Consider the following 24767-nt stretch of genomic DNA (forward strand, 5'->3'; position numbering starts at 1 on the left):
TGGTGTCAATGGGTGGTAGCAATGAGTTGGTTGAATGCTTCTGTGGGGGTGCGGTAGCCGAGGGTGGCTCTGGGGCAGTTGTTCAGTTCGTAGGCGATGGCGTCGAGGTAGGGCTGGTGGCTGGTGATGGGGGTTCCTTTGGGAAGGTAGCGGCGGATAAGTCGGTTGGTATTTTCGTTTGTTCCTCGCTCCCAGGGGCTATGGGGGTGAGCGAAGAACACCTCCACGCCGGTATCTTGGGTGAGGCGCTGGTGGCGGGCCATTTCCCGTCCTTGGTCCCATGTCAGTGTTCGCATCGCTCCTTCGGGTAGGCCCTGGATGCGGCGGGTGAGCGCATCACAGACCTGGTCGGCCCTGCGTCCCAGTGGCAGGGCCACGATGATCAGGTAGCGGGTGGTGCGCTCGACCAGGGTTGCGCACGCACTGGCCCCATCTTTGCCGATGATGAGGTCCCCCTCCCAGTTGCCAGGGATCATCCGGTCAGCAATGTCGGGGCGTTCGTCAATTAATCGCATGCCGACAATGGGTGGTGTGCGCCCGCCTGCAGGGGGTTTCTTGCGCATCCACCGCCTGGAGGGCAGGCATACGCCGTGCTCGATCAGCGTCTTCTTGGGGTGGGCGTAGATCCACGTGTAGATCGCCTCGTGGCTGATCGTGCGGCCCTGGGCGTGGGGAGAATTATCCATAGGAGCCACTGTGCCACATGCCTCCACGCTCAGGCGTCCGCTGATCTGGCGGGGCGTGCGCCCCTGCGACAAATCAAAGATCACGCGGCGGCGGAGAATCTCATCGCGGTCCAGGAGCCGCTTCTTAGGGCGGCGCCTGGCCACCTGCGCTGCTCTCCCGGCATCCTCGGCCTGGTACACGCCGCCAGGACCCCGATGGCGGGCGATTTCACGGCACACCACCGAGGGGCTACGCCCAATCAAGTGGGCGATACGCGTCTGGGACAAGCCCGCCTCCAACCCCGCCATGATCGCCGCGCGATCCTCAACACTCAGCATCCGACGACACCCCATGATCAGCCTCCGAACAGCATCACCGCTACACGAAAATTGCTTACACCCTATGACACTGCCGTGCTTTCTGACAGGAAACCAGCGATTCCGTGCACAGCGCGGCGATGACGTCTTAATGCACCTTATGGTGCTCGGTGCTTTCTGACCGTCTACGACAACATCACGGATAGCGCACAGCGCTGGAAGTCTTAATGCGCCTTTTGGCGCTCGGTGCTTTCTGACTTGGACAACTGGCTGGCCACGAGCGGCGGGCGGTGGGGACTTAATGCACCTTTTGGCGCTCGGTGCTTTCTGACCGAGTGCTCCTACTGCGACGGCTCCCGCGCCTGCGAGTCTTAATGCACCGTTTGGCGCTCGGTGCTTTCTGACGGTAACCCATCTCGTCGAGGGGTGTTAGTTTAATCGTCTTAATGCACCGTTTGGCGCTCGGTGCTTTCTAACCCTGTCGGACATTCATCTCTGCTACAAGTCTGGCAGGAGGTCTTAATGCACCTTATGGTGCTCGGTGCTTTCTGACCTACAGCCTCACCCCCTCCATGCTCGACTGGCTCCTGTCTTAATGCACCTTATGGCGCTGATCTTGGAGGGTTGTTGGAAAATGTCGCACTCAATTCGCCTTCCACTCCTTTAAGACTTGAAGCTGTGCCGTTGAGATGTCGCGCTTTTCGCCGTTCGTTGAAGTTTGAACTAAGGGAATTGCGTGCGAAATTTTTGGGTGCTCGGTGCTTTCTGATCCTCTCCTGGCATGGTCGAGCGCGTCGATTCACTGTCCTAATGCAGCTTATGGCGCGCGGTGCTTTCTGACCACATACGCAACCCTTTATTATTGAGGTTGCATCGAAGTCTTAATGCACCGTTTGGTGCTCGGTGCTTTCTAACCGAGGGCGGTAAGGCCACCATTGAAGATCTCGGCAGCGGTATGTCTTAATGCACCGTTTGGTGCTCGGTGCTTTCTAACGAAGATCAAGCTCGTGTGGGTTGCGTTCATTTCCCTCATGTCTTAATGCACCGTTTGGCGCTCGGTACTTTCTGACTTTAGGTGAACACGGTGGCGACTGGTTTTGGGAAGTCGCGGGTCTTAATCCACCTTACGGCCCTCGATGCTTTCTAGTTGGAGATGTGGGAGCAGTACCGTAAGGGTTATGAAACTCCGTATTAATGCACCTTATGGCGCTCGCTGCTTTCTAATGCGCAGCGGAAAGAGCTTGAGCAGTTGGCCTGGCGACCCGGTCTTAATGCGCCATATGATGCCCGGTGCTTTCTAGCTGAACTGATTGAACTTTAGGAGGTTCACATGGCACTCATGGTCTTAATGCACCTTATTGTGCTCCTTACTTTCTAACTAAGAAGAAGGGGACCACGACCTGGCTTGTGGAGCGGTCTTAATGCGCCTTATGGCGTTCGGTGCTTTCTAACTGATGGAACTGACGACAACTGAGATAGGGGTACTGATGCGTCTTAATGCACCTTGTGGCGCTCGGTGCTTTCTGACTACGGGCGATATGGAGATTAACATTCTTCTTCGTAACATGTCTTAATGCACCTTTTGACGCTCGGTGCTTTCTGACCTACGGCTGACGGCGTGTGCAAGATCGCGTATGAGTCGACGTCTGAATGTGCCTTATATGCTCGGTCTTTTCCTACTGGTGGCATTGTCGATCTGCTCGATTCTAATCGAAAGTGTTAATGCACCTTTTGGCGCTCGGTGCTTTCTGACGAAAGCAAGAGGAAACGATCCCCTGGGAAGAGGAGTTGTCTTAATGCACCTTCTGGCGCTCGGTGCTTTCTGACGCTGGTGCGAACTTTCTCCTGCGCTCCACATGGGATGTGTCTTAATGCACCGTTTGGCGCTCGGTGCTTCCTGACGAAGGGCGGCGGCGACGTCACCACGAAGGGTTCTCTTCGTCGTAATGCACCTTTTGGTGCTCGGTGCTTTCTGACACAAGGGTGACCTTGTGGAGGTGTCGTGCCGTACCACGTCTTAATGCACCTTTTGGCGCTCGGTGCTTTCTGACTGTCGAAGCCCATGCACGAGCATCGATGCGCAAAATCATGTCTTAATGCGCCTTTTGGCGCTCGGTGCTTTCTGACTCGCCATGGACACCACCCCTGCAGCGCTCATTGGAGGTCATAATGCACCTTTTGGCGCTCGGTGCTTTCTGACCGGCGGCGGGCGGCGTCCGGTCGGTGGTACGTGACATGGGATCTTAATAGACCTTTTGGCGCTCGATGCTTTCTGACTCGCAGCATGTATTTCGATGCTGGCCCTATGCTGTCGTCTTAATGCACCTTTTGGCACTTGGTGCTTTCTGACGAAAATATCGTCTATTGGAGGCTGCCTGAGAGCGGGGTCTTAATGCACCTTTTGGCGCTCGCTGCTTTCTGACCCGTTCAGATCGACCACATTATTCCGCTCAAGTACGCATGGTCTTAATGCACCTTTTGGCGCTAGGTGCTTTCTGACTGGCGAGAGGACAAGACTGGTGAGCTGATCAACTCGTGTCTTAATGCACCTTTTTGTGCTCGGTGCTTTCTGACGTCCGCAGTACCACACGGCGCTGATACTCATATGGTTTTGTCTTAATGCACCTTTTGGCGCTCGGTGCTTTGTGACACTATCAAACCTAAGGTCCAGTCAGAGTTCGTCACCGGTCTTAATGCACCTTTTGGCGCTCAGTGCTTTCTGACCTGCTCAGCGGCGACGCTTCCGGCGGTCGTGGTCGCGGTCTTAATGCACCTTTTGGCGCTCGGTGCTTTCTGACCCGTCGAAAGCGTGGACTGGGAGCGCGAGTTCCCCATTTTGTCTCAATGCACCTTTTGGCGCTCGGTGCTTTCTGACGGCACTGTGACTTAATCGTACCGACATGTACGTTCACTGGTCTTAATGCACCTTTTGGCGCTCGGTGCTTTCTGACTGGCCCTCAGCCCGGAAGATAAGCTCAAGCGCATCCAAGTCTTAATGCACCTTTTGGCGCTCGGTGCTTTCTGACTCGGTTGTTCGCTGGGAGTCAAAATGGAAGAGATCTTTCGTGTCTTAATGCACCTTTTGGCGCTCGGTGCTTTCTGACCTCACTACGGCGTCCTAGGGATGAAATGGGGCGTCCGGTCTTAATGCACCTTTTGGCGCTCGGTGCTTTCTGACGGGATGCAATGCCACCTACCGAAGCGAGCCATAATGACCGGTCTTAATGCACCTTTTGGCGCTCGGTGCTTTCTGACTCCCCGGAGCAGGACCCCAAGTTCTCGTGCATGCTCAGTCTTAATGCACCTTTTGGTGCTTGGTGCTTTCTGACGTTGATGAAATGGGCAGGCAGTATGTGGGGTTCCATTTTGTGTCTCAATGTACCTTATGGTGCTCCGTGCTTTCTGACTCTTACGTGGCTCACCGATAACCCGCCGTTCACTATCGCATCGTCTTAATGTACCTTATGGCGCTTGGTGCTTTCTGACAGGGTCTGATCATCAACTCCAAGACGGTGAAGCCGTCTGAGTCTTAATGCACCGTTTGGCGCTCGGTGCTTTCTGACCCAACACTCTACTTTTCGGCGGACATGGCCCCGTTTACGGCGTCTTAATGCACCTTATGGCGCTCGGTGCTTTCTGACGTTCCCGGCGCCGGTCGTCACCCCCAGGTTGGGCCGGGTGTCTTAATGCACCTTATGGCGCTCGGTGCTTTCTGACGAGTCCGGTCGCACGGTTACTGTTCCCGGTGGTTTCGCGTCTTAATGCACCTTATGGCGCTCGGTGCTTTCTGACTGCCCGGCGTGTCGCACCCCCTGTGACCAGGGAAAACGTCGTACCGGATCGCCAGTGGCCGAAAAAGCACCCCTCCGACCAACAAACACGAGGTCAGATTACCAGATTTTTCGTTGCAACTGCTCGCATCGCCGCGGAACGCCTGCGGGGCCGACGCCGTCCCGGAAATCGCAGCCATCGTCGGCGTGTCGCCCCTCCGCAACGCTTCACACTTGTAGAGTAACCGCAAGGGAGTTGAGTGGAAGGACAGACAATGACGACACCCGCCACGGCCTCGTCCCTGAGAGAAGCGACCAGCCCAGAAGCCCTCACTCGCGCCAGACGCCGACTCCTCACAGCACACCCCGACCCCACCAGCGCGAACACCCCAACGCCGGGAAGCCTCACCGACGAACACCTCCGCGTCCTCGCCGCCCACGACTGGGCGCCGCCACGGATCGCCGCTCTCGATGCGAACACGATCGCAACAGCGGACGCTATCACTCGGGCGCTCCTGGCTGAATCAGCGCGCGAAAGCCTCGAACGGCGACTCACCACAGAACGGCCCAACGGCACCTACGACGACACGCGCGCAGGACACGACGCATTCAGTAGAGGAGTCGTCGAGGACTACGACCACGGCAACCACCACCTCGCGCGAGCCACTATCTGCCCGGCCGACCCAGGCCTCGTGACCCGCGCGGCACTCTCGGCACTAGGCCTGCCCGACACCGACGCGCCCATTATCGACGAACTCGCCCGGGCCTCGGACCCCAACCCACTCGCGCGCCTCCTCGCCGACGCCGCTCTGCTCGATCTTGACAGGTACGCCACCGGGCGAGGACTGCGCTACTCGCGCGTCGGAACCACCCTCATGCTCGCGGCACCAAACGAACAACGCCTGGCCGACGCCATCGACACCGTCGCCGCCGCGGCCATCAATGCGGGCGCGCGCGTCACCGACCTCACGACCCAGTGTATTGACGATGAGAAAGCCCTCGCCAGCGTCGGCATCGACCCGTGGACCGCCAAGCCCAGCGACGAACCCACAGGCCAAGCCGACCGCATCCTCTACGTCGGTCGCGATGGCGCGCGCGTTCATGTCAAAGCGGGCCGCGTTCTCGTCGACGCGCCCGGCTCGCTGCCCGCGACATCCCTGCCCAAAACAGCGTCGCGTATCGTCTTGTCCGGAAACGTCGGCCTGTCCGCGGGCGCGCGCTCGTGGGCGATGCGCAGTGGCGTCGACGTCGTGTGCCTGTCGCGGCGAGGCTCCTACCAAGGCACCCTCATCGGTGCCAACGGGGAGCGCACGCTAGTCGGCTCCTCGCGCAAGTGGCCATCGTCGGTGACCATGAGCGGCGCGTCCGCCTGACCGCCAGCCTCATCGGCGCGAAAATCCGCGGTCAAATCCACGTCCTCACCCGCATCGCCCGACGCGACCGGGCCGTGCACGTCGCCGACACGACCGCGCACATGCACGCGTGGCGGCGCTCCCTCGCGGGCGCGCGCACCCTCGACGAGATCATGGGCATCGAAGGCGCGTGCTCCAACGCCTACTTCGACGCGCTCGCCGCGTGCGTGCCCGCCGACGTCACCTTCGACGGGCGCAGCCGACGCCCACCCCGCGACCTGCCCAACGCCGCCCTGTCCTACGGGTACGCGATCCTCCTGTCCGAATTCGTCGGCGCGCTGCATGCCGCTGGGCTCGAACCGTCACTCGGCATCGCGCACGCGCAAACTCCGGCCCGAACACGGCGTCGTCGAGGCCGAGGTCGGGGGAGTGTGGCTGGGCAGCGACGGCAAGAAAATCCTCGTCGACGCGTATGAGGCCGCCTGCCAGCGATCCGTCACCGGTGCGCTCCCCGGACACTCGGGGTCGTGGCGCAGACACATCGCCCACTCCGCGCAGATGCTGGCGCGCGCCATCGCCGACACCAAACGGCGCCTCCGCGTCGCCAAAACACTGGAATCCTGGGGCTACCGCATCCGAGAATCCGTATTCCAGCTCCGCCTCGACACAGCCACGCTGGCGCGCGTGCGTTCTCGGCTCACTGCCCTCATCTCCGACTCCGAAGACGTCATCCACATCTACCGCATTTGCTCATCCTGCGCCGACCGCGCCGACATACTCGGCGCGGCCATAGCGCTGGACGACGTGGGGTTGTGTCGGGGAGTGTGGTGAGGGCCTAGTGGGCGTGAGGTCTGTGCAGCCCAGGGCCTGGTTTGGGGGCCTTCCGTCGTGGAGCTTGCGTCGAAGAGTCGTCTGAAGTCACCGTTGGGCTGGAACCTTGAGAGGGAAGTGACTCACCCTTGGGTGCGCACAAAGACTGTGAAACACTATCCTCTTTGTCCTCTTCGAGGGTGAGGAACTTGAACCTGAACTCCTCATCTTTGATTCGGCTCTTCTCATACTCGGTGAAGTAGCTGATAACGGGCGAAAGGCCTTGCTTCTTGGGCTGGAAAGCGGAGGGGCTATACGAAACAGGATCCCTCTTTGCACCCTCGTCGATCTTCCACCCGTATGCAGAACGGACGAATGCGCGCACAGCCAGTGATGTTTGCTTGGAAATGGTGGAGGGAAGCGCTTCTTTGATGGAAGCCAGCTTCGCGTCAAGGCTCTTCTGCTCCTCGTCGGAACGCGTGGTCTCGTCACGGGTCAGCACCCCCTTTAGGTTTCGGTAGCTGCTTGCCAACGACCTAGATGTGACGAGCGTGAGAACCTCAGCGCGAATGCAGACTGCCCCGAGCCCCAGTGGCTTCCCTAATCCCAGATGGAAGAAACCGTACTCTCCCTCAGCCCGCTGAGAATGCGGGACGATCCTCTCTGGATCCAGAAGCCACAGGAGGACAGAGAGCTCTTTCGCGCTGAGCCCTTCAAAACGCAACGTGGACTCAAAGTTTGCTCCCGACGCGACGAAAGAGCCAACAAGAACTTCAGAGCTACTCAATGAGCTACTCGGCTGTTTGCCGCCGAGAACATCTGCTCCCCCGCGCGCTAGAAGGAAACGGTGGGTCGGGTATGTCTTTCTGATGAGGGAGTTCTGTTCAGTGAAGCACTCAGATCGTTCTGTCGCGAAGACTCCCGATCCGTCCACATGCCGTAGGTATGGCTGTGCTGTCCATGGTTTTGGTTCTGCTAAGATCGGGGGGATCCAACCCTCACCGCTGTTTGAGCGTTGAAGACATTCCGTTCCGACTTGTGGCACTAGGTGGGCGTTAGTCAAGTAGACTCTTCCTTTAAGAGCTGACGAATCAGTATCGCCTGGATCCTGAGCAGCAAACCCCCACAGGCGGTCGGCGGCAGAGGTCTCAGCAACTGACTGTGCAGGATTAACGTTCCCCCTTTCCGCTAGCCGTGATGGGGAGAGGCTTCCTGGAGTGGCTGAGCGGCCCAACTGGGAGAACGACAGTTCCCACTCTCCATTCTCGTGCTTTCGTGTAAAGACAGGTACGCCGGGCTCAGTTCCAGCCTCAGTAAGTAGAAATTCGTAGACATTCTCAGGGGTTAGATTCTTGCCCAGCTCTCTTTTCTTCCCATTGTGCTGAATGTGCTGGATTGCCCTATTGATAAGGGTGTGCTGAGCTCCTTTACTTGTGGCGGGATTGTTCGCAATGCGAGCCGCTTCCAGTACTGTGGCAACGAATGGACTATTAACGTCAAGCTGAATCGGTTTAGCCTTGGGAGTTCCCTTATCTGTGTAAAAGAGATATTCGTTGTACTTTGTGGTCATGAGCCTGTCTTTGGGCTTCAATTTGCCGGTATCGGGAACCTTTGTCAAGCGGACAATGTATCCGTCGCATTTTATCCTTATCGGCGTATATTCGTCCGGTGCTTTTGATTGGCAGAGTGCTATACCGTTGACGCTGGAGACAATTAGGTGTGATTTGTCGTGCCTTTCTTGCTTGAAGGCATCGAAGGAAGTTACTTTGCTGAGGTGTGGGGTGTGTTTTCTTAGAGTCGTAAGCATATTCTCTACTGCTGTTTTCTCGGCCTCCGAGTGCTTGATCCTGAGCTTCTCTTGCTTTTTGCCTCGTTTTACCATGCGGAATCCCCCAAGAATTGGCTGCTCGAAACCGGGAGGAGTAAAGGCTACTCCTGCATCGATCGAATCGGGCAGGAGGGCGCACTGCTGCAAGTGAATGCTCCACTGGGGCCCATTGTCTCCATGAGTTACTCGTAGAAATCCAGTTTTCCAGGGAGGGATGCCATTGTTGTGCCACCTTTGAGGATGGTCAGTTGTGTAACGGAACTGGGGCTGACGCTGATCGTCACCAAATACCCTGAATCTCGACTGAGTTACTGCCTCATAGGCGGAAGATAGGACTCCTTTGAGTGAAGTTGCTGGAATGATCGCTTCTGCATCACTGGTTGCTCCCTGAGGGTTTCCACTAACGGAGGGGACGACGAGCCTACCAGTCTCATCGCGGGAGGAAGTTATCAGTGGTGTCTTCGTTTCAATTGTGAGTTTGAGCGTTCCAGAGTAGGAATCCAAGTCAAGGTGGTCAAGGCACGGAGCGCTTCCGTCTGCGAAGAATGAATCGCCACTACGATGTGTTGGAATACCGTTGTATGCGTGATGAAAGGTGCTCATTGGGCCCACTCTCCCGTGAATAGCTGGTCGACTACGACCGTGTTTCCGTACTTATCCTCTTGTTGGATGAACTCGACTGCCGTCATCTGCTTGGTGGCGGTGTTTTCTTTGCTTTCGCCAGTCTGAACGGAGGTAGCCTCCGAGGCAGAATCCGCGTCACTGCCCTCTGCAGACTGGTGCTGCAGATAGATCACCTTGTGGAACCAACCGCTGACAGGTTTTGACTCCGAGGCTTCGGACGCTGCGTCGGGCGTATCCCTGGTGAGTGTCAGCTCAACGGCACCCACGCCGTTTACCCAACGGAACTCGTGAGCGAGCGTTGAGTCTGCGCTGTCACTGCTAATGACACGCCAGAAACGTATCTCATAAGTGTGTGAGTCATCGAAGCTTGGGGACTTTACATCCGGCACTCGGTGCGTACCGTTGGTTGTCCACACAATGCCGACGAACTCGTGGGCAGCAAATTTCGCATCGATATGCGCAGCGAGCGCACTAGCGTTATCGATTATGTGATTGGTGGTCGTTAGGTGGCAGGGGAGTAGGTTTGCTGCGCGACCGTGGTTATCGATATTTGTCTCAATCATTGCTCGTCGCTCTCATTAGGAGTGGAGGCCTCGTGTGTTGGTTCTTCAAGCTTTTGCAAACGTTCAGCCCAATCTTCATATGAGGGTTCTTTCTCTGTCTTGTTTATCAGATAGGCCAGAAGTGCTGTTGCGCCTCCGCGCGCATCGTCCTCACTGTTATCGTTGCGTTTCCACAAAATCGCTTCTGCTGGAGTATTTACGACCTGACCATCAGCGCCAGATAAGCGGAGGCTCGTTACCTCAACTTGGCCGTGGCCTCGGGTTGTCCTGCCTCCGAGGGGAAGTGTGCCCGCGCTGAGTTCCGCTAGGGCAATACACAGGAGACACCAGGACGCTCGGGCGAAGGGTAAACACTCGTTGAGTGATAGGCCCCCGATACCTGAGTCGGTCTTCACATACTGAAGAAGACGTGCGGTGTCAACCTCGATTACGATGTCATTCCACGTGGCGTGCGGATAGGTCACCTCTTTGAACAGCAGCCCTTCAACGACTCCTCCTGTCCACCGGTCGATTGCATTATGAGTGACCGTGACTGACGGTCCGGTATCCTTCGTCGTACAGTCTCGGACTCGAACTGCTCCACGGTATTCGGTGGTACCGAACATGTAGCGCACGAGCCGTGGCTCTTTGGCCAGTTGCTCGTGAATATCGATAGGTACCTGGTTGCCATCGCTATCTGCCTGAGTGAAGCTCTCGACCGGTGATGGGGGATTGTCGGCATACAGTACGGTCCGAGCGATCCGCGAGCACCTGGAGCGCAGTGCACCGCGAATTGATGTACCTGGGATCAACAGGGGAGCTGTAGTGTCCGTCGTGCTTTTGCCAGCAGTCTTAGCCCTGAGGGGATGTTGGTTATTTCCGTCATCTGACTGAGGGTCGTGTACGAACACACCGGTTGGCGAGTTCCAGCTGATCCGCACCTGCGTCGGTCGAATACGTTGAGCTGCAGAGCTCTCTTGATCGCCATCGGATTCTGAGCCCACCCACTTCCGAATCAGATTGATTGCAGTGTGCTCTGCCGATGTCACCTCCGGGCACTTCTCACCGAAGGCTGAGATTACGCTCGTCAGAATATTTCGCGCAAAGTCCGTACGAGCCTCGTGCACCTCGTGAGAATCTTCGGGGTGATCGGGCCCCTCGAAGGGAATCTCAACTGGTGACGTAGCGTCTCGCAATCCGATGAAAGATACTCGGGAGACATCGATGAAGCCGAGACCCCCGCCTGTCCCTCCTCCAAGAGGCAGGATTCCCTCGCAGAGGTCGGTGACGGCCATGGTCAGGAGAAGGATAGCTGCTCGCATGCGGATCTTGAAGCCTGGAAGCTCGTAATCCTTGTCTGATGACGAGGGGGCTGGAAGCACGAAACCACCAGGGTCCTGGCGAATATTTCGGCAGAGTTGGGCGTGGTCAACGTCGATCTGAATCGAATCCCATGTGGCATGCGGATACAGCAGCTCCGAATACAACGCTCCGTGGGCAGCGCTTCCGGTGACTCGGTCGATCGCGTTGCGTGTGAGCTTCAAAGGCTTATCCTTTTCCCCTTGTGTTGGGATATGCCCCTCGCAGTCGTGGACGCGGACCGCTCCCCGGTACTCGGTTGTCCCGAACAAGTAACGCACGAGGATCGGATCCGCGGCGAGCTGCTTGTGCACATCCTCCGGCATCCCGAGTTTGTCACAACCTTCGCTGTCACTGACGATGCTGCGAGCAATGCGAGAACAGTGGGACCGCAACGCCCCGCGGATCGACGTGCCCGGAAGTAGCAGCGAGGCCTTGTCCTCATGTGCGACTTTCGGATAAGTAGCATCCCCGTGATCGGCGCGATGCTTGTCATCGAGGTGCCAGTTGCGCAGTGGCGCTGCGGGTACCGTGTCTTCTTCCGAGGATTTGATGCCGTCGGGTTTGTTCATTCCGACGAACAACCCCGACGGAGCCTGCCACTGAATTTCGATGGTTGAACGTGAGGGGCGATAACTTGAGTGTTTATCTGGTGTCAGTTTTTTCGGTTCGGATAGGTCGAGTAACTGATCGAGTGTGTTCTTTAGCCCGCCCTTCTCCGATTGAACTACAGACTGAACACGGTACGTCGCAGTGCCGTTCAACTTGATACGGCCCCACCCAGATCCTGTCCTGCCGCCGAGGCTGATGAACTTGCCGCCGAGGAGTGTCACGATCGCTTGCAGGGCTTTCTCGACCAGCGTATGGGGCGCAGGAGGTGTCCCCTTTGTTTCCTCGCGCTGTGTTGTGGACTGTGCATCCTTGTTCTTTGTGGAGTCTGGGGCCGGATCCTGGGCCTCGGCGCTGACTCGGATCTCGAAAGTCGTGTCCACGGGCAGGTACTCGTACGCGAAAAGTGCGCCGTCTGCGGCCCCGCCGGTGGCGCGGTCAATGGCCGTGCTCATGCGGTGGGGGAGATCGCCTCTAGTGCGGTCCCACACCACGGCATGGTGGAAGGTGAGGGCGCTTGCCCGCAGCGGGAGAGATTCGTTGGTTCCGTCCCCATGTTGCTCTTTGCGAGTACCGACCTCCCGACGCATCTCACCTCCCCACAGGCTCTTGAGGTCTTCCTTGCTGAAGTCAAGCACATCCATGTGTTCTTCGAACGCGGCACGAATGGCTCCCTTGATGGAACGACCCGGCAGGATTGCCTCGCCCAGCCCATTGCGTACGAAAGCGTTCGGCTGCACAGTCCGGCCGTCCTCGTCGGTTATGGGGCGTTCAGGTACCTCATCGACGCCACCGGAGTGCAGCGCGGAAACGACGCGCACGGGGATCGTCAAGTCGTAGCGGTAAATGGTCATGAGACAGCCTCCGTTGGTGCTGTAAAGCTCTTACTCCTGGTCTTGAACAAGGGCAGCGTCGCTTCCGCCAGCAAGGGGGAGTCCACGAGGAACCGACCGTATCCCTGGGGCGTCAGCTCACCGACGCCGATATGTCCGAGTGTCTTGAGCGACTCAAGATCGTCCGGGGAGATACGCACTCGGATTACGGAACCCGCTTGGATCGCCAGCCGTGTGGCGCGAGGCGCGTTATCCCGCGGCGACCACGAGTCCACGCGCCGGTGTCGGATCGCAGTCAGAATCCGTTTGCGATTCTTGTCGTTCGAGTCCTGATCGGGGCGCGAATGAGGCTCGCCGTCAGTGCTCTCCCGAACGACCGTGACCGGAACGTTGGCCCGCCTGAAAGCAAGCTCCAGATCCTCAACGCTCCCGCCCAGCCCCAGAGCGCTCGACCGTGCGAGCACGTCGGACGTGAACCACAGAGACACAACCTCGGTGGATTCAGAGGACGAGGCCTGTGTTCCCTCATCGGTGACAGGACCCTCTACCGGGGGCGGGGTGCTTCCCACTTCGGTGAAGGTGCTGCCCACAGTGCAGCGGGCGCGTCCGAATGTGCCTGTGAGCTTGCGGGATCCGAGGAATGCTGGCTGCTCAGCAATGCCGAGGTCGAACGTCAGAAGTGAAGCTTCGGATGTAGCATCGGGGCTGCGAAGCTCACTCAGTAGTCGTTCCGACATGACAATCGAGGCGTGCAGTTTCAACCCGGCGGGCAGAGCACGCACCAGGAACAGCTGTCCATCTTTCGCTGCGCCCGTCTCCGAATTGATCGCCGTCGACTGTCGACCAATCAGCGAGGGCTTCCCGATCCACCCCGTGACGGGAGCTCCGTTCGATTTAACGAATAGATAGCTGCCACGCGTGGGGATCGTGTGGTCTCCACATACCTGATCGTCGATGGGGATATGCCTGTTGAAGAGCGTGCGGGGTTGTTTGTCCTCGTGAACCTTCTCATTCTCCAGAACGAAAGGAACGGGCAACCCGGCCACCTCCTTGTAAACCGGAAGTGCATCACTGATACGCAGGTCACCGCTGACGATAGCGGATTTCACGACGTCACTGTCCGGATATTTCTTGCGCAGGAAGTTGTGCAGCCACGGGACCAACACGGTTCCGCGCAGGAAGTCCAACGACCGCACCTCGTTCGAGAAGGGGACCTCGTAGGAGACAACCGGAGTGTCAAGAACGACGTCGAGGGTCGTTTCATACCAGGTCGTGCTGCCGGACTCCGACTGCTGAAGGCAGGGCATTGCGATGTCTTGGGGGCTGTTCTCCGGAAGATTCGGCGCGTCTGGGTTCGTATCCAAACATTCACAGGTGAGGCTCCGCAGTCGATTTGCGACGGTCTTGACGTCTTCCGACGAGTATGTGGGGCTGTCGTTATCTTGGTTCGTCAGGATTCGTTTAAGCGCGTCGGCGGCTTTCGCATCCTGTCGGCCGATTTCCACGTAGTCCTTATCGCTGACCACGACCGTGCACTCGCCGTCGCCTCCGCTGCGGCCTGAGCCGATGCCTCGGACCATGAGGCCAGCGACCCCCAGGAGGAAGTGCGCGGCCTTGATCGTCGCCGGATCGGAGATCTCGGCCCCGGCCTCGTCGATGAGGGTGAACGTGCCCGTGAGGACGCCGGGCGCCGCCCGCTCCGTAAAGCGCAGGAACTGGTCACGCGCCGTCCCCGTGGTTGGGTCGATGGACAGGGATACCGTGTCGTGGACCGGGATCGCCGAGGCCGAGGCCGGGGCCGCGTCCGAGAAGATCACGTGGCGCGGGTGGGGGTCAGAGCCTTGCTTGCCGTCGGGGTTCTGGCCGAAGAGCCACAGGGCGAAGCCGGTCCACTTCCCCTCTTCCGCCCCATCGAGGGCCCTCGCCGCCAGCATCGCCTGCTCGCGCAGGACACCCGTGATGACCGTGCCGCGCACGACCGGTTTGTCGCCGGAACGCTCAATTTTTGAGTGTGTGCGTCCCGCGTGGCCTACGCCCGTGGACACTCCCCAGTCGGACGTGAACACGATAGTCATGTGGCCGCTCGCGGTAGGAGAAGTGGTAGGTGAATCGGTGGTCACTTGGCACCTCCTTCGGTGGAATCGTCTGCTGTTTCCTGGAAGCCAGCGCCGTCGGTGCCCTGGCCGATTCGAGAAGCGAGGTACCCGTCAGGCAAGTTCTCAGACAGGTCGATGAGGTCCAGGAGCCACTTGATCTGCTCGAGGGCCTCGCCAGCTTCATCGGAACTCGACGAATGAGGCGGGAGTAGCTTCAACTGTTTGGCGAGGCGTCCAGCACTGGGGGCATTCTGTAGCGCGTAGTCCCACTCTGTTGCAGCCTTCTCTCCCTCTCCTTCCGCGAGGAGCTTCACGATGCGGTTCGCGCGGGCACGCGGGAACGGGTCGCCGGTGGTCTGCGTGGGGTCGTCCGGTTTCTTGCCGTCGAAGGCCGCGACCGTGCGGAGAATCTGAACCCACCAATCTTTGGGGGACATGTCGGCTTCGGCCATGATCCTGTCCTGGGCGTAGTGGCCGATCAGGAATGGGCGCTGGGTGCGGCCCTTGTACTCGTCCAGCGTGTCGTCCGGGTCGAGGACCGTTGCGTCACGTAGGACATGGAAGTCGATCGTCGAACAGGGGACCGTATCCTTCTTCTTGCCGAGCTTCTTCCCGCGCGACACCATGCCCTCCGCCAGGTCGTAGGCGATATGGAAGGGGAAGTTACGCCCCACGATGGCCACACCCGCCGAAGCCGTCAGGGATCCGGGTTCTTGAATGATGTAGTCGTTGATCTCGAAGCGAGCCCGCTCTGGCGCGTCGGCCTTTTTCCCTCCAGCAATAATGGCGAGAACTGACAAAAGATCATCGTCCTTCGTGAGTTCCTCGTAATGGTGGATGTAAGCCTCTGCGAAGGGAATCGCGTAGCGTCCGTCCGTGTAGACCGTGACGTCGTCGCCGCCGACCAGCACGGGAACCACAGGAGGTCCCGGAAGTTCGTCTTCACTCGCGATTTCTGTGACCTTTTCCCAGGCCTTGGCTACCGCTTGCTTGACGACCCCGTCGAGGCGGTAGTTCACTTCCATGACGAACCATTGGAACCGGCCTTCATCAATGTCGCAGGGGTTATCTTTGTGATTATACGCTGGTTCTTCGAGGGAATCGAGGTGACAGCAGACCCCTTTGAATGCCTCGCCGAGGTCACGCATGATCGCGCCCACTCCGTTCCCGTCAATGTGAATCACGCCGACGGATGACAGCTCCGGAACAGCCTTGGCGGCGTTGCTCTCATCGGGAGTGTCCTGGAATGCCTTCTCCAGCTGAAATGGGTCCTCGTACAGGTTGGAAATTGTACCCTCGGGCTTCTCCGAAGTGTGCTGGCGTTTGACGACATCTTCAAGCTGGAGGCGACGCGCCGAACGCGACCATGCGCGCTTGACGCGAGAGGGGAGCGACAGGGAACGTCCCTTGTCGTTTCCTGTCTGTGTTGGAAGCTGCTTCTCCTTATCCGCCAGGATTGGAACACCCAGTTCTTTCGCATACTCCCGGATGTTTCCTTCGTCCTCATCGGTGAGCGGGGTTGAGGCAGGGAGAGCCGATTCTTCGGCTCTTTGAAGGAACGGGAACTGCGGGAAGCGCGTCGCCGCCGGGCGGCGGTTCAGCGAGTACTCCAAAAAGACACGATCAAGCTCTTGCAGGTCGTCCGCATCTACCGTGTTGGATGTCGCCTGGATGAAGACACCCGTGACGTCGAGGCCTGGGGCGTCGGTGAGGGCTCGGAGCGTGACCTCTCGGATCAGTCGCTTCGCTAATTCCTTTGGATCGCCATCAGTCTCGGTGAGTCGGACGATCACCTTGCCGGATGAGTCGGAGACCCAGAAAGAGGTTGGAAGAGGCTTTTGCTTGAGGAGCTTTTCAGCTTCCTCCTTAACCCAGCGGGACAGCAGGGTGATTTCAAAGGACGCGCCAATCTGCTCACGCAGGCGAGGAGACGAGAAGATGAAGGGCTGATTGCTGTTTGTCTGCAGCATGACGAGGCAACTTGTCATGGTCGGTTCCTCCCTACTCATCATTGCGCGGAGGCAAGGTTATCAGGAGTGAGAAAATGTCTGTCAATAGTCTTCCCGCTTGATTTACGACAGCAGTGAAGGGGCGTTTGAACGGATTTGTATCCCACTTATGTATTTCTGGAATCAACTTATTCTTCTCATCTGGATCCTTAAGGGATCCAAGGGGGCATAGAACAATTAGCCCAGTGACTGCTTCATCGCTATTGTTCGCCTTGATGTCAGTTTTGACTCTTTCGTCATGGCCAATTGTGGAGAGTGTTTTGGATAGTAGCTCGGCTTGTTGGTCTGAGATCGGGGCGTAATTTGTGCCCGTAAAACAAAGTATTACTAGATCATACTTAGTGAAGTTGTCGGAATTGTGTGCCTGCTCGGGAACTGTTCTATTGGCTGAGATGTTTGTGATGTTCTTCTTGTCAAATAGTTGTGAATAGTGTAGCTGGGCCTCGACGTTGTCGCATTCCTCTTTATCGCCTGCTAGGAGTATTCTTTTATTCTTGAGTCCGTAAAAAACGCGGCCTTTGAGTTTAAGTAACCCTTTGCCGACTGTGTCGACAACGAAGTATCCGGGAATTAGTGCAGCTAGTGTGTATGATGCTGGAAGTGCGAAGCTGGTTGTGAATTCTTCGGTTGTTGAGTGAAAGAATCCGTAAACTAATAGGCCTATCGCGACCAGAGCAATTGAGCTAAGAATGATTGGCTTTCTGTGCTTTTGGTGCCATGGAAGTGCTTTGTCTTGTTGCATTCTTGTCTTTCCTCTCTTATGCGGCCACAGCGTCTATGACGCCCATGCCGAAGCTCGTGTGCGAGCCGACGTTCGTGTATGCGGACAGTGCCATGAGGCGCGAGAAGATGCGGGTCGCTTCGGCCCCCTCGACGCCGCTGATGCGCAGGTGGCCCTCGTGGGCCGGGATCTGGCGCGAGCTGAGGCGACCGTGGCCTGAGTTGCGCGGCATCGCCAGTGACACCGTGGATGAGTGTGTGAAATCCTGGGTTGCCAGCACGTTCGCCATGGCGTAGCGGTCGATGCGTGGGGGAGCGAGCCTCCGATTCCATGTCCACCAGCGCTGCTGCAGGCTCGTCGCAATCGTCGCCGGAGATAGGCTCGGCACGTGATGCCCCTTCGATGAAAACGTCGTCGGCGTGACCAGGCGTATCTCCCACGCGGTGTCCTGGTCCCGCTCCGCCAGCTCCTCCCAGGATGCCTGGTTGATGATCTGTCCCTCGGTCGCAATCAGCACGGCGTCGTCCTCGGTGCCCGCGCCGAGGCGCATGACGCCTCCCCACGACAGCCATGCGTCCAGCGTGTCGACCAAGCGATCATCCAGGAAACGCACCTCTACGCCGAACGTGGACTCTGAGTGGCATAGCTCCCCGAGTGAATACGGTTTCACGCTGCCCGCGCCGTGCGGTGGCCGGTGCGCCAGCGTCGGGAACTGGGAGGCCCTGGCCGGGCTGATACCCGGCGGTAAGTCCAACACTGCTGACAGGGCGGCATGAAGCCGCCTAGGTGTGGCTGGCACCCCCTCTGGAGCGTCAAAGCTCACGTAAACGGATGTCGGCATCGGTGCCTCCCATCACTCGTGTGTGACTGTCGTCTCTGACGGTAGCATAGAATGTCTGACAGATCATGTCCAACTGTCAAGTGTCTCGCCTAGCTGGTCAATGCGTATTTAAAAGAGCTTTTCTGCATGATAGGCCCCTTAAGTATCATTATTTATTTCAATTGGTGAACAACTGTCTAGCGCATTGTTGGATTCATCTGCGGATTTGGGGGCCAGGAACTGCTGCGAGCCTGCCGCCCATCGTCAAGAATGCTCGAATCCCTACCTGCCGCCACAAATTAGGTCAAGACTTCTTAAAATGTGAAACCCCTCTGGGAGGTTTGTCAGGAACCTTGAGATGATTGACACTATGGCGCGTTGTCTGGACTGACCAGGGGCCGCGTCTCCGTTAGCACAGCAGCACAGAAACGAGGAACTCTGATGCACCAACGCTCATGGAAGACCCTCATCGCGGGAGGAGCCGCCCTCACGGTCGGCTTAACCCTCACCGCGTTCGGAGCGCCCTCCCACGCAGAAGGCGTCGCCGGAATCACCTCCGAGGCGCGCGCCCAGGACGAGGTCATGAACTACGCGGTCAACCTGCCCGCCACCGCCTCGCGCTACGACTTTAACGCGGCCGTCTCCAAGGCCTCGGAAAATGGCGTGGTCCTGGCCCAATACCCTGAATTCAACTCCTTCTTCGTCCAGTCGGTGAAGGCAGCCTACGCGCCCGACCTCGGCAAGAGCCTCGTGGCCGCAGGCATCTCCTACGACTCCATCGGCCCCACCCGCTACAAGACCGTCACGGGTGACGAGGTCCGTACCGAGCAGCCCACGAAGACCGACGCCGAAGCGAACGCCGTCAACGAGGCCGCCGCCGAGCACGAGACCGGCCTGTCCGCCGACTCTCAGCTCAACGATTTCACCCCCGACGAGGGCGACGCCAACGCCTGGGGCCTGTCCGCCATTGGCGCGGTCGAAGCCCAGACGGTCGACGTTCCCCGCGCGGCAGTCACCGTCGCCGTCATGGATACCGGCATCGATCCCGATCACAAGGATCTGAAGGACCGCATCGACGCTTCGCGCTCGGTCGGCTGCCAGGTCAACGGCATCCCCAACCAGGACCCTTCGGCCTGGAAGGATGACCACTACCACGGCACGCACGTCGCCGGCACCATCGCGGCCTCGCACAACGGATACGGCGTGGACGGCGTGGCACCCGACGCGACGCTGATCGCCATCAAGACCTCGAACAAGGCCGGCTCCTTCTACCCCGAGTACGTGGCCTGCGCCTTCGACTGGGCGGCCGAGCACAACGTCGACGTGTCGAACTCCAGCTACTACATGGACCCCTACGCCTTCTGGATGCCGAACGAGGCTTCCCAGGCCGCGGGCCTCGAAGCGGCCTCGCGCGCGGTGCACTACTCCAAGGAGCACGGCGTCGTTAACTTCGCCGCCGAGGGCAACTCCGACGACGACCACGACAACCCGACGATCGACAAGGATTCCCCCAACGACGTTGAGGGTGCGGCCGTCGAGCGTAACGTCGCGGGCGGCATCGACGTCCCGGCCATGCTCAACGATTCGGTCCTGTCCGTCTCCGCGCTGAAGCTGCCCACCGGTGCCGACCCGGCCACCGCGAAGCTCGAGCGCGCCGGGTTCTCCAACTACGGCAAGAACTCGGTCGACGTGGCCGCGCCCGGCCAGCGCATCTGGTCCACGATGCCCACCTGGGAGAAGGACCCACCGTTCGGCTACCTGTCGGGCACGTCCATGGCCTCCCCGCACGCGGCGGGTGTGGCCGCGCTGGTCAAGGAGATCCACCCGGATTACACGGCCGATGAGGTCATCGCGCTGGTCAAGAAGCAGGCCGGCTACACCTACGACCGCCTCGCCGAGCCGACGGACGGCAAGGAATACCGCGGCGCTGGCCTGGTCAACGCGCTCGACGCGGTCCTGAAGGATCAGCCCAAGCCCGTCATGGGCAGCGTCGAGTACTCCTACGACGGCGGCACCGACTGGCGTCCGCTGGCCGACGCCCACGTCGCAGGCATGATCTACGTGCGCACCACCGTCACCGGCCCGGTCACCACGGCCACCATGAAGGTCGAGGACCAGGATCCCGTGACGGTTGAGGGCACCGGCGAGTTCACCGGCAACCAGGTCGTCCTGCTCGGCGGCCCCTACGACACCAGCAAGCTGCCCGCCGACGAACCCTTCGCCTCGGTCACCGTGACCGCGGAGGGTCGCAACAAGGACGAGCGCGCCGATGACGACGTCGCGGACGACGTGCACTTCCACGTCGATGCATCCGCTCACGAGGGCGGCGCGTGGGTGAACGACCCCGCGGGTTGGAAGTACTGCTACACCGACTCGACGTGCGCGAAGGGTCCGCTCGCCATCGGCGCGGACAGCTACTACTTCGACGAGAACGGCATCCTGGGCGCCGGCTGGGTCAACTATGACGGTGCATGGCACTGGCTGGGCACCTCCGGTCGCATTGCGACCGGCTGGGCCAAGGTTGCCGACGCCTGGTACTACATGGACAACTCCGGCGCGATGACGACGGGGTGGACGCAGGTGCGCGGCTCCTGGTTCTACCTGGCGGACTCCGGAAAGATGGCCACGGGCTGGACGAAGATCGGCGACTCCTGGTACTACTTCCAGGAGTCGGGCGCGATGGCGACTGGCTGGGTTAACGACGGTGGCACCTGGTACTACCTGAACGAGTTCGGCCAGATGGTGACCGGCCGCGTCCAGATCGATGGCACGTGGTACACCTTCGACAAGTCGGGTGCCTTGCGCCGCTGAGCCGCCACTGACGAGGCCGTGGCCCCTTCCCCGGTCACGCGTCCTCGCGCTCTCCTGAGAGCATGAGAAAGCGGGCGGGTCCGAACGTATGGTTCGGACCCGCCCACTCATATGTTCCAGAGTGAGGAAGGGGCTTCGGGCACTCGAAGCGCCCTAGCCTCGCTCCGGTGTTCAGCCCAGCGAATCGAAGAGGACCTGCAGGCCCTCCGTCATGGTCGGGTGTGCGACCGGGAGGAAGCGGAGCTGCTCGTAGGTCAGGCCACCGGACATCGCGAGCTGCACGGCGGTAATCACCTCGGAGACGTTCGGGCCGATCAGCGTCGCGCCCAGGATCTGGTGCGTGTTCGCGTCCACGACGGCCTTCCAGAAGCCCTCGCCCGCGTAACGCAGCGTCTTTGCGCGCGGGATCGCGGCCGTCGGAACCTTCGCGATGCGCACGTCGAGGCCGGCCTCGCGTGCCTCGCCCTCGGACAGGCCGATGCGGGCCAGCTCGGGGGTGGCAAACACGGCGTAAGGGATCGTGCGGCCCTTCGTGGTGGTCGTCGGATCGTCCAGTGACGTGCCGGAAAGCTGCGCGCGGATGATACGGAAGTCCGACCAGGACGCGTGCGTGAACATAGGGGTGCCCGCGCAGTCGCCGGCCGCCCACACGCCCTCAGCCGAGGTGCGCAGGTGCTCATCCACCGCGACGAAACCGCGATCCGTCAACTCAACCCCGGCCTCGTCCAGGCCGATGCCGTCCGTGTTGGGCACGCGACCCACGGCCACCAGGACCGCCTCGGCGGACACCGTGGAGCCATCCGTGAGCGTCAGCGTCGTCGTGTTGCCCTCGCGCGAGGCCGACGCCGCGCGGCCGCGCACGATGCGCACGCCGACGGCCTCAAGGCCAGCCTCAACGACGCGGGCGGCGTCCTCGTCCTCGCGCGGCAGCACGTGCTCCCCCGAGGAGATGAGCGTAACGTCGACGCCGAAGGTCACCATCATCGATGCGAACTCCACGCCGATGTAGCTGGCACCGATAATCGCCAGGGAAGAAGGCAGCTCCTCCAGGCGCAGAATCTCCTCGTTCGTCCACGCGCCAGACTTCCACAGGCCGGGGATCGCGGGACGCGCCGGGCGCGAACCCAGGTTGATGAGGACGCGCTCGCCGCGGATCGTGCGCTCGCCGCCCCCCTCAAGCGCGATTGTCACCGTGCGCTCGCCCGTGAAACGAGCCTCGCCGCGGATGAAATCCAGGCCGGGGGCCGCGAACATCTTCTCGTGCGCGGCCACCATGGCACCGACGATGCCCTCCTTGTGAGCGCGGAGCTTAGCCAGGTCCACGCGCGCGCCCTCGGTGCCGACGATGCCGAAGGCCTCGTCCGTGCGGGCGTCGCTCAGGCGACGAGCCGAGTTGACCAACGACTTCGTGGGGATACATGCCACGTTAATGCAGGTGCCGCCGACGAAACGCCGCTCCACCATGGCGACCTTCCAGCCGGCCTTCGCGCGCTCCATCGCGAGGGACTTGCCGGCCTTGCCGCCGCCAACAACCAGCAGGTCGACGGTCTCGATTGCGTTCGTGGACATGTTTCTCCTTCAGTTAGTGAGGTGATACTTATCAGAACGACCGCGCGGCGGATCTATTCCACAGGGTGAACATCCCGGGCGTGTCGCTTCTCACCCGCAAACAGCGAGATACCAGTCGATTGGCTGTTGTATAGGAGCACTGTGTCATAGTGTGGTCCTGCCGGTCGTTGAAAGTGCCTCCGGCATGCTTGAATAGAGCCATGAGGGCTCTAGAAATTGGTGATTTCAAAGAGGATGTAGGAGCCGCGCTCGCGCGGGCCTCATCCGGGGAAGTCGTCACGCTCACACAAGAAGGCCAGCCGGTCGCCGAGCTTGGCCCTGTGCGCATGTCGACGTACCAGCAGTTGCGCGACTTGGGTCTCGAGCGCCCCGCCATGGCGGACCTCGACACCTACCAGATGCCGTCCAAAAACCTCCCTGACGGGCGGGGCATCGTCGGCAAACTGCAGGACTGACGAAGTTTGTCACCAGGCTCCATGTGCTACCGTGTAGCACATGGAGTCCGTTGGTATTCGCGAACTGCGTCAAAACGCCTCCCAGGTGGTGGCCAGGGTTGCCGCCGGCGAGGTCATCACCATCACTGATCGTGGCCGCCCGGTCGCGCAGATGAGTCCCCTTGCGAACTCGTCGATCGAGCGCCTGCGTGAGCGCGGGCTGATAACCCCCGCCACTCGGACCTTTGAGGAGTACTGCGCGTCGACCAAGCCGACAACAGGGCCTCCGCTCAGCCCGGTTCTCCAGCAACTGCGCGATGAAGAACGTTACTAATGGCGCTCTACTTCGACACGTCGGCGCTGGTCAAGCTCATCATTCCCGAGGAGGGGACCGAGGCGCTCGAGACATTCATCAACCGCGCCGACTGCGGCTTATGGACCAGTGAACTCTCACGCACAGAACTGATGCGCGCGTGCGTACGCCGGGGAGCGGATGCCTCGCAGGTGCGTCAGCTTCTGTGGAGTTTTTCCACGCTGACCTTCGACACCGAGATGTTCGACCTGGCGGGGAGGCTCCTACCCGTGGAGCTGCGCAGCCTCGACGCGTTGCACCTGGCCGCCGCGCTTTCGATTGGCCGCGATCTCCAAGCCATCGTCACCTACGACAAGCGCATGGCGGACGCGGCGCGCAAGAGCGGAATTCCCGTCGAGTCACCGTGCTGACTCGCTTCCGCCTCCGAGTCACGCTTCGTGTGCCCGCGCGCACTTTCCGTTAGCTCCGCCGCTTGGCCCGGTTCGTGGGCTCCGCGTGCAGTGGATCCTCGGGCCACGGGTGCTTGGGGTAGCGCCCGCGTAGCTGCGCGCGCACGTCCCGGTAGGGTCCCGCCCAAAACGACGTCAGGTCCGAAGTGACCGCCGCGGGCCGACCCGCCGGATCCGTCAGGTGCAGGACCAAGGGAACGCGCCCATCCAGCAGGCGCGGCGTGTCCGTCCACCCGAACGCCTGCTGCACGCGCAGGGTGAGCACCGGGTGTGCACCGCTCCAGTCAATCGGCCGCGTCCCTCCGGAAGGAATCGGGAGTTTCTCGGGTGCCAGCTCATCCAGACGTGCCGCCTCTGGCCACGGCAGCAGCGAGCGCAGCACGTCCAGCATCGACACCTGAGACAGGGGAGTGCCCGACGCGAGGCGTCGCCCCCACGGAGCCAGCCACTGGTGCGCGCTGCCCGCCAAGGCCTCGTCCGACACGTCCGGCCACGGCTCGCCAAACGCGTTGTGGAGCGCGCGCATGCGCTCCCTCAGGGACGAGGCCTCCTTCCCCCAGCCGAGTTCGCCGAGTCCGCGGGAGGCCAGGTGCTGCGCCACCAGCGCGGTCGCTTCCTCGTCGCCCAGGGCGCGGGCGGGGGAGGAAGACAGGGGGATCGCGCCGAGGCTGCGCGTGCGCGTCGCGCGCAGCACGCCCTTGTCGATCGACGCGTCCATGCGGGTGGCCAGGAGAGCCGAACCCGCCGCCAAAGCATCCTCCTCGCTCAGCGGGACGGCGGCGAGGATGCGTGCGTGGCGCGAGGCCGGGGCGCGGTCAATGGAGGCGACCGCCAG

17 protein-coding genes are annotated in these 24767 nt (G+C 60.2%); 7 read left to right on the forward strand and 10 right to left on the reverse strand.

Annotated features, from left to right (window positions below):
- Positions 1 to 5 precede the first annotated feature (5 nt).
- Positions 6 to 1019, reverse strand: coding sequence for an IS30 family transposase (locus HMPREF1136_RS00215; RefSeq protein WP_034504165.1), 1014 nt, complete (start codon positions 1017 to 1019; stop codon positions 6 to 8).
- A gap of 4009 nt (positions 1020 to 5028) precedes the next feature.
- Between HMPREF1136_RS00215 and HMPREF1136_RS11330 the strand changes: the two genes are divergently transcribed.
- From HMPREF1136_RS11330 to cas2, 3 genes are read left to right on the forward strand one after another with little or no spacing between them, the layout of a single operon-like run.
- On the forward strand, positions 5029 to 6126 hold the full coding sequence (locus tag HMPREF1136_RS11330) for a CRISPR-associated endonuclease Cas1 (protein WP_083836170.1): 1098 nt from the start codon (positions 5029 to 5031) through the stop codon (positions 6124 to 6126).
- A complete protein-coding gene (cas1, locus tag HMPREF1136_RS11335) occupies positions 6087 to 6581 on the forward strand; it encodes a CRISPR-associated endonuclease Cas1 (protein ID WP_009647293.1) in 495 nt (164 codons plus the stop codon). Before HMPREF1136_RS11330 ends, cas1 begins: the two co-directional genes overlap by 40 nt.
- Complete coding sequence (gene cas2, locus HMPREF1136_RS00225; protein ID WP_009647297.1) at positions 6535 to 6936, forward strand: CRISPR-associated endonuclease Cas2; 402 nt, start codon at positions 6535 to 6537, stop codon at positions 6934 to 6936. Before cas1 ends, cas2 begins: the two co-directional genes overlap by 47 nt.
- Positions 6937 to 6940: 4 nt before the next feature.
- Here cas2 and HMPREF1136_RS00230 read toward each other — a convergent pair whose 3' ends face one another.
- From HMPREF1136_RS00230 to cas6, 7 genes are read right to left on the reverse strand one after another with little or no spacing between them, the layout of a single operon-like run.
- Positions 6941 to 9346, reverse strand: coding sequence for a TIGR03986 family type III CRISPR-associated RAMP protein (locus tag HMPREF1136_RS00230; protein WP_009647283.1), 2406 nt, complete (start codon positions 9344 to 9346; stop codon positions 6941 to 6943).
- Complete coding sequence (locus HMPREF1136_RS00235) at positions 9343 to 9930, reverse strand: hypothetical protein (RefSeq protein ID WP_034504168.1); 588 nt, start codon at positions 9928 to 9930, stop codon at positions 9343 to 9345. Before HMPREF1136_RS00235 ends, HMPREF1136_RS00230 begins: the two co-directional genes overlap by 4 nt.
- Complete coding sequence (locus tag HMPREF1136_RS00240; RefSeq protein ID WP_009647287.1) at positions 9927 to 12731, reverse strand: RAMP superfamily CRISPR-associated protein; 2805 nt, start codon at positions 12729 to 12731, stop codon at positions 9927 to 9929. The genes HMPREF1136_RS00235 and HMPREF1136_RS00240 overlap by 4 nt, the downstream gene beginning before the upstream one ends.
- Positions 12728 to 14830: an RAMP superfamily CRISPR-associated protein gene (locus HMPREF1136_RS00245; RefSeq protein WP_034504170.1), complete on the reverse strand. Its 2103-nt coding sequence runs from the start codon at positions 14828 to 14830 to the stop codon at positions 12728 to 12730. The genes HMPREF1136_RS00240 and HMPREF1136_RS00245 overlap by 4 nt, the downstream gene beginning before the upstream one ends.
- Positions 14827 to 16794 (reverse strand): hypothetical protein, encoded by a 1968-nt coding sequence (locus HMPREF1136_RS00250; RefSeq protein ID WP_009647292.1) that lies wholly within the window; start codon positions 16792 to 16794, stop codon positions 14827 to 14829. Before HMPREF1136_RS00250 ends, HMPREF1136_RS00245 begins: the two co-directional genes overlap by 4 nt.
- A gap of 13 nt (positions 16795 to 16807) precedes the next feature.
- Positions 16808 to 17557 carry a hypothetical protein gene (locus tag HMPREF1136_RS10790; RefSeq protein ID WP_009647296.1) on the reverse strand — a complete coding sequence of 250 codons (750 nt, stop codon included), beginning with the start codon at positions 17555 to 17557 and terminating at the stop codon, positions 16808 to 16810.
- Positions 17558 to 17573: 16 nt separating this feature from the next.
- The gene (gene cas6 / locus HMPREF1136_RS00255; RefSeq protein ID WP_232204135.1) at positions 17574 to 18293 is read right to left on the reverse strand and encodes a CRISPR system precrRNA processing endoribonuclease RAMP protein Cas6; all 720 of its coding nucleotides are present in this window, start codon (positions 18291 to 18293) and stop codon (positions 17574 to 17576) included.
- A gap of 504 nt (positions 18294 to 18797) precedes the next feature.
- On the opposite strand from cas6, the gene HMPREF1136_RS00260 reads away from it, so the two are divergent.
- A complete protein-coding gene (locus HMPREF1136_RS00260) occupies positions 18798 to 21167 on the forward strand; it encodes a S8 family serine peptidase (RefSeq protein WP_009647294.1) in 2370 nt (789 codons plus the stop codon).
- A 171-nt stretch (positions 21168 to 21338) separates the two neighbouring features.
- On the opposite strand, the gene HMPREF1136_RS00265 is transcribed toward HMPREF1136_RS00260, so the two are convergent.
- Positions 21339 to 22736: a dihydrolipoyl dehydrogenase family protein gene (locus tag HMPREF1136_RS00265; protein WP_009647284.1), complete on the reverse strand. Its 1398-nt coding sequence runs from the start codon at positions 22734 to 22736 to the stop codon at positions 21339 to 21341.
- Between the two features lie 200 nt (positions 22737 to 22936).
- Here HMPREF1136_RS00265 and HMPREF1136_RS00270 point away from each other — a divergent pair, with 200 nt between their 5' ends.
- Genes HMPREF1136_RS00270 through HMPREF1136_RS00280 form a run of 3 tightly spaced genes read left to right on the forward strand, consistent with a single transcriptional unit; the run spans position 22937 to position 23893 of the window.
- On the forward strand, positions 22937 to 23191 hold the full coding sequence (locus HMPREF1136_RS00270) for a type II toxin-antitoxin system Phd/YefM family antitoxin (protein WP_009647282.1): 255 nt from the start codon (positions 22937 to 22939) through the stop codon (positions 23189 to 23191).
- Positions 23192 to 23231: 40 nt separating this feature from the next.
- Complete coding sequence (locus HMPREF1136_RS00275) at positions 23232 to 23504, forward strand: type II toxin-antitoxin system Phd/YefM family antitoxin (protein WP_009647295.1); 273 nt, start codon at positions 23232 to 23234, stop codon at positions 23502 to 23504.
- Positions 23504 to 23893 (forward strand): type II toxin-antitoxin system VapC family toxin, encoded by a 390-nt coding sequence (locus HMPREF1136_RS00280; protein WP_009057585.1) that lies wholly within the window; start codon positions 23504 to 23506, stop codon positions 23891 to 23893. The genes HMPREF1136_RS00275 and HMPREF1136_RS00280 overlap by 1 nt, the downstream gene beginning before the upstream one ends.
- A gap of 49 nt (positions 23894 to 23942) precedes the next feature.
- Here the strand turns inward: HMPREF1136_RS00280 and HMPREF1136_RS00285 are convergent.
- Positions 23943 to 24767 (reverse strand): ATP-dependent helicase C-terminal domain-containing protein (locus tag HMPREF1136_RS00285; RefSeq protein ID WP_009647291.1); only part of this gene is annotated, 825 nt, incomplete at its 5' end.

Source organism: Actinomyces sp. ICM47 (assembly GCF_000278725.1).
Lineage (GTDB): Bacteria > Actinomycetota > Actinomycetes > Actinomycetales > Actinomycetaceae > Pauljensenia.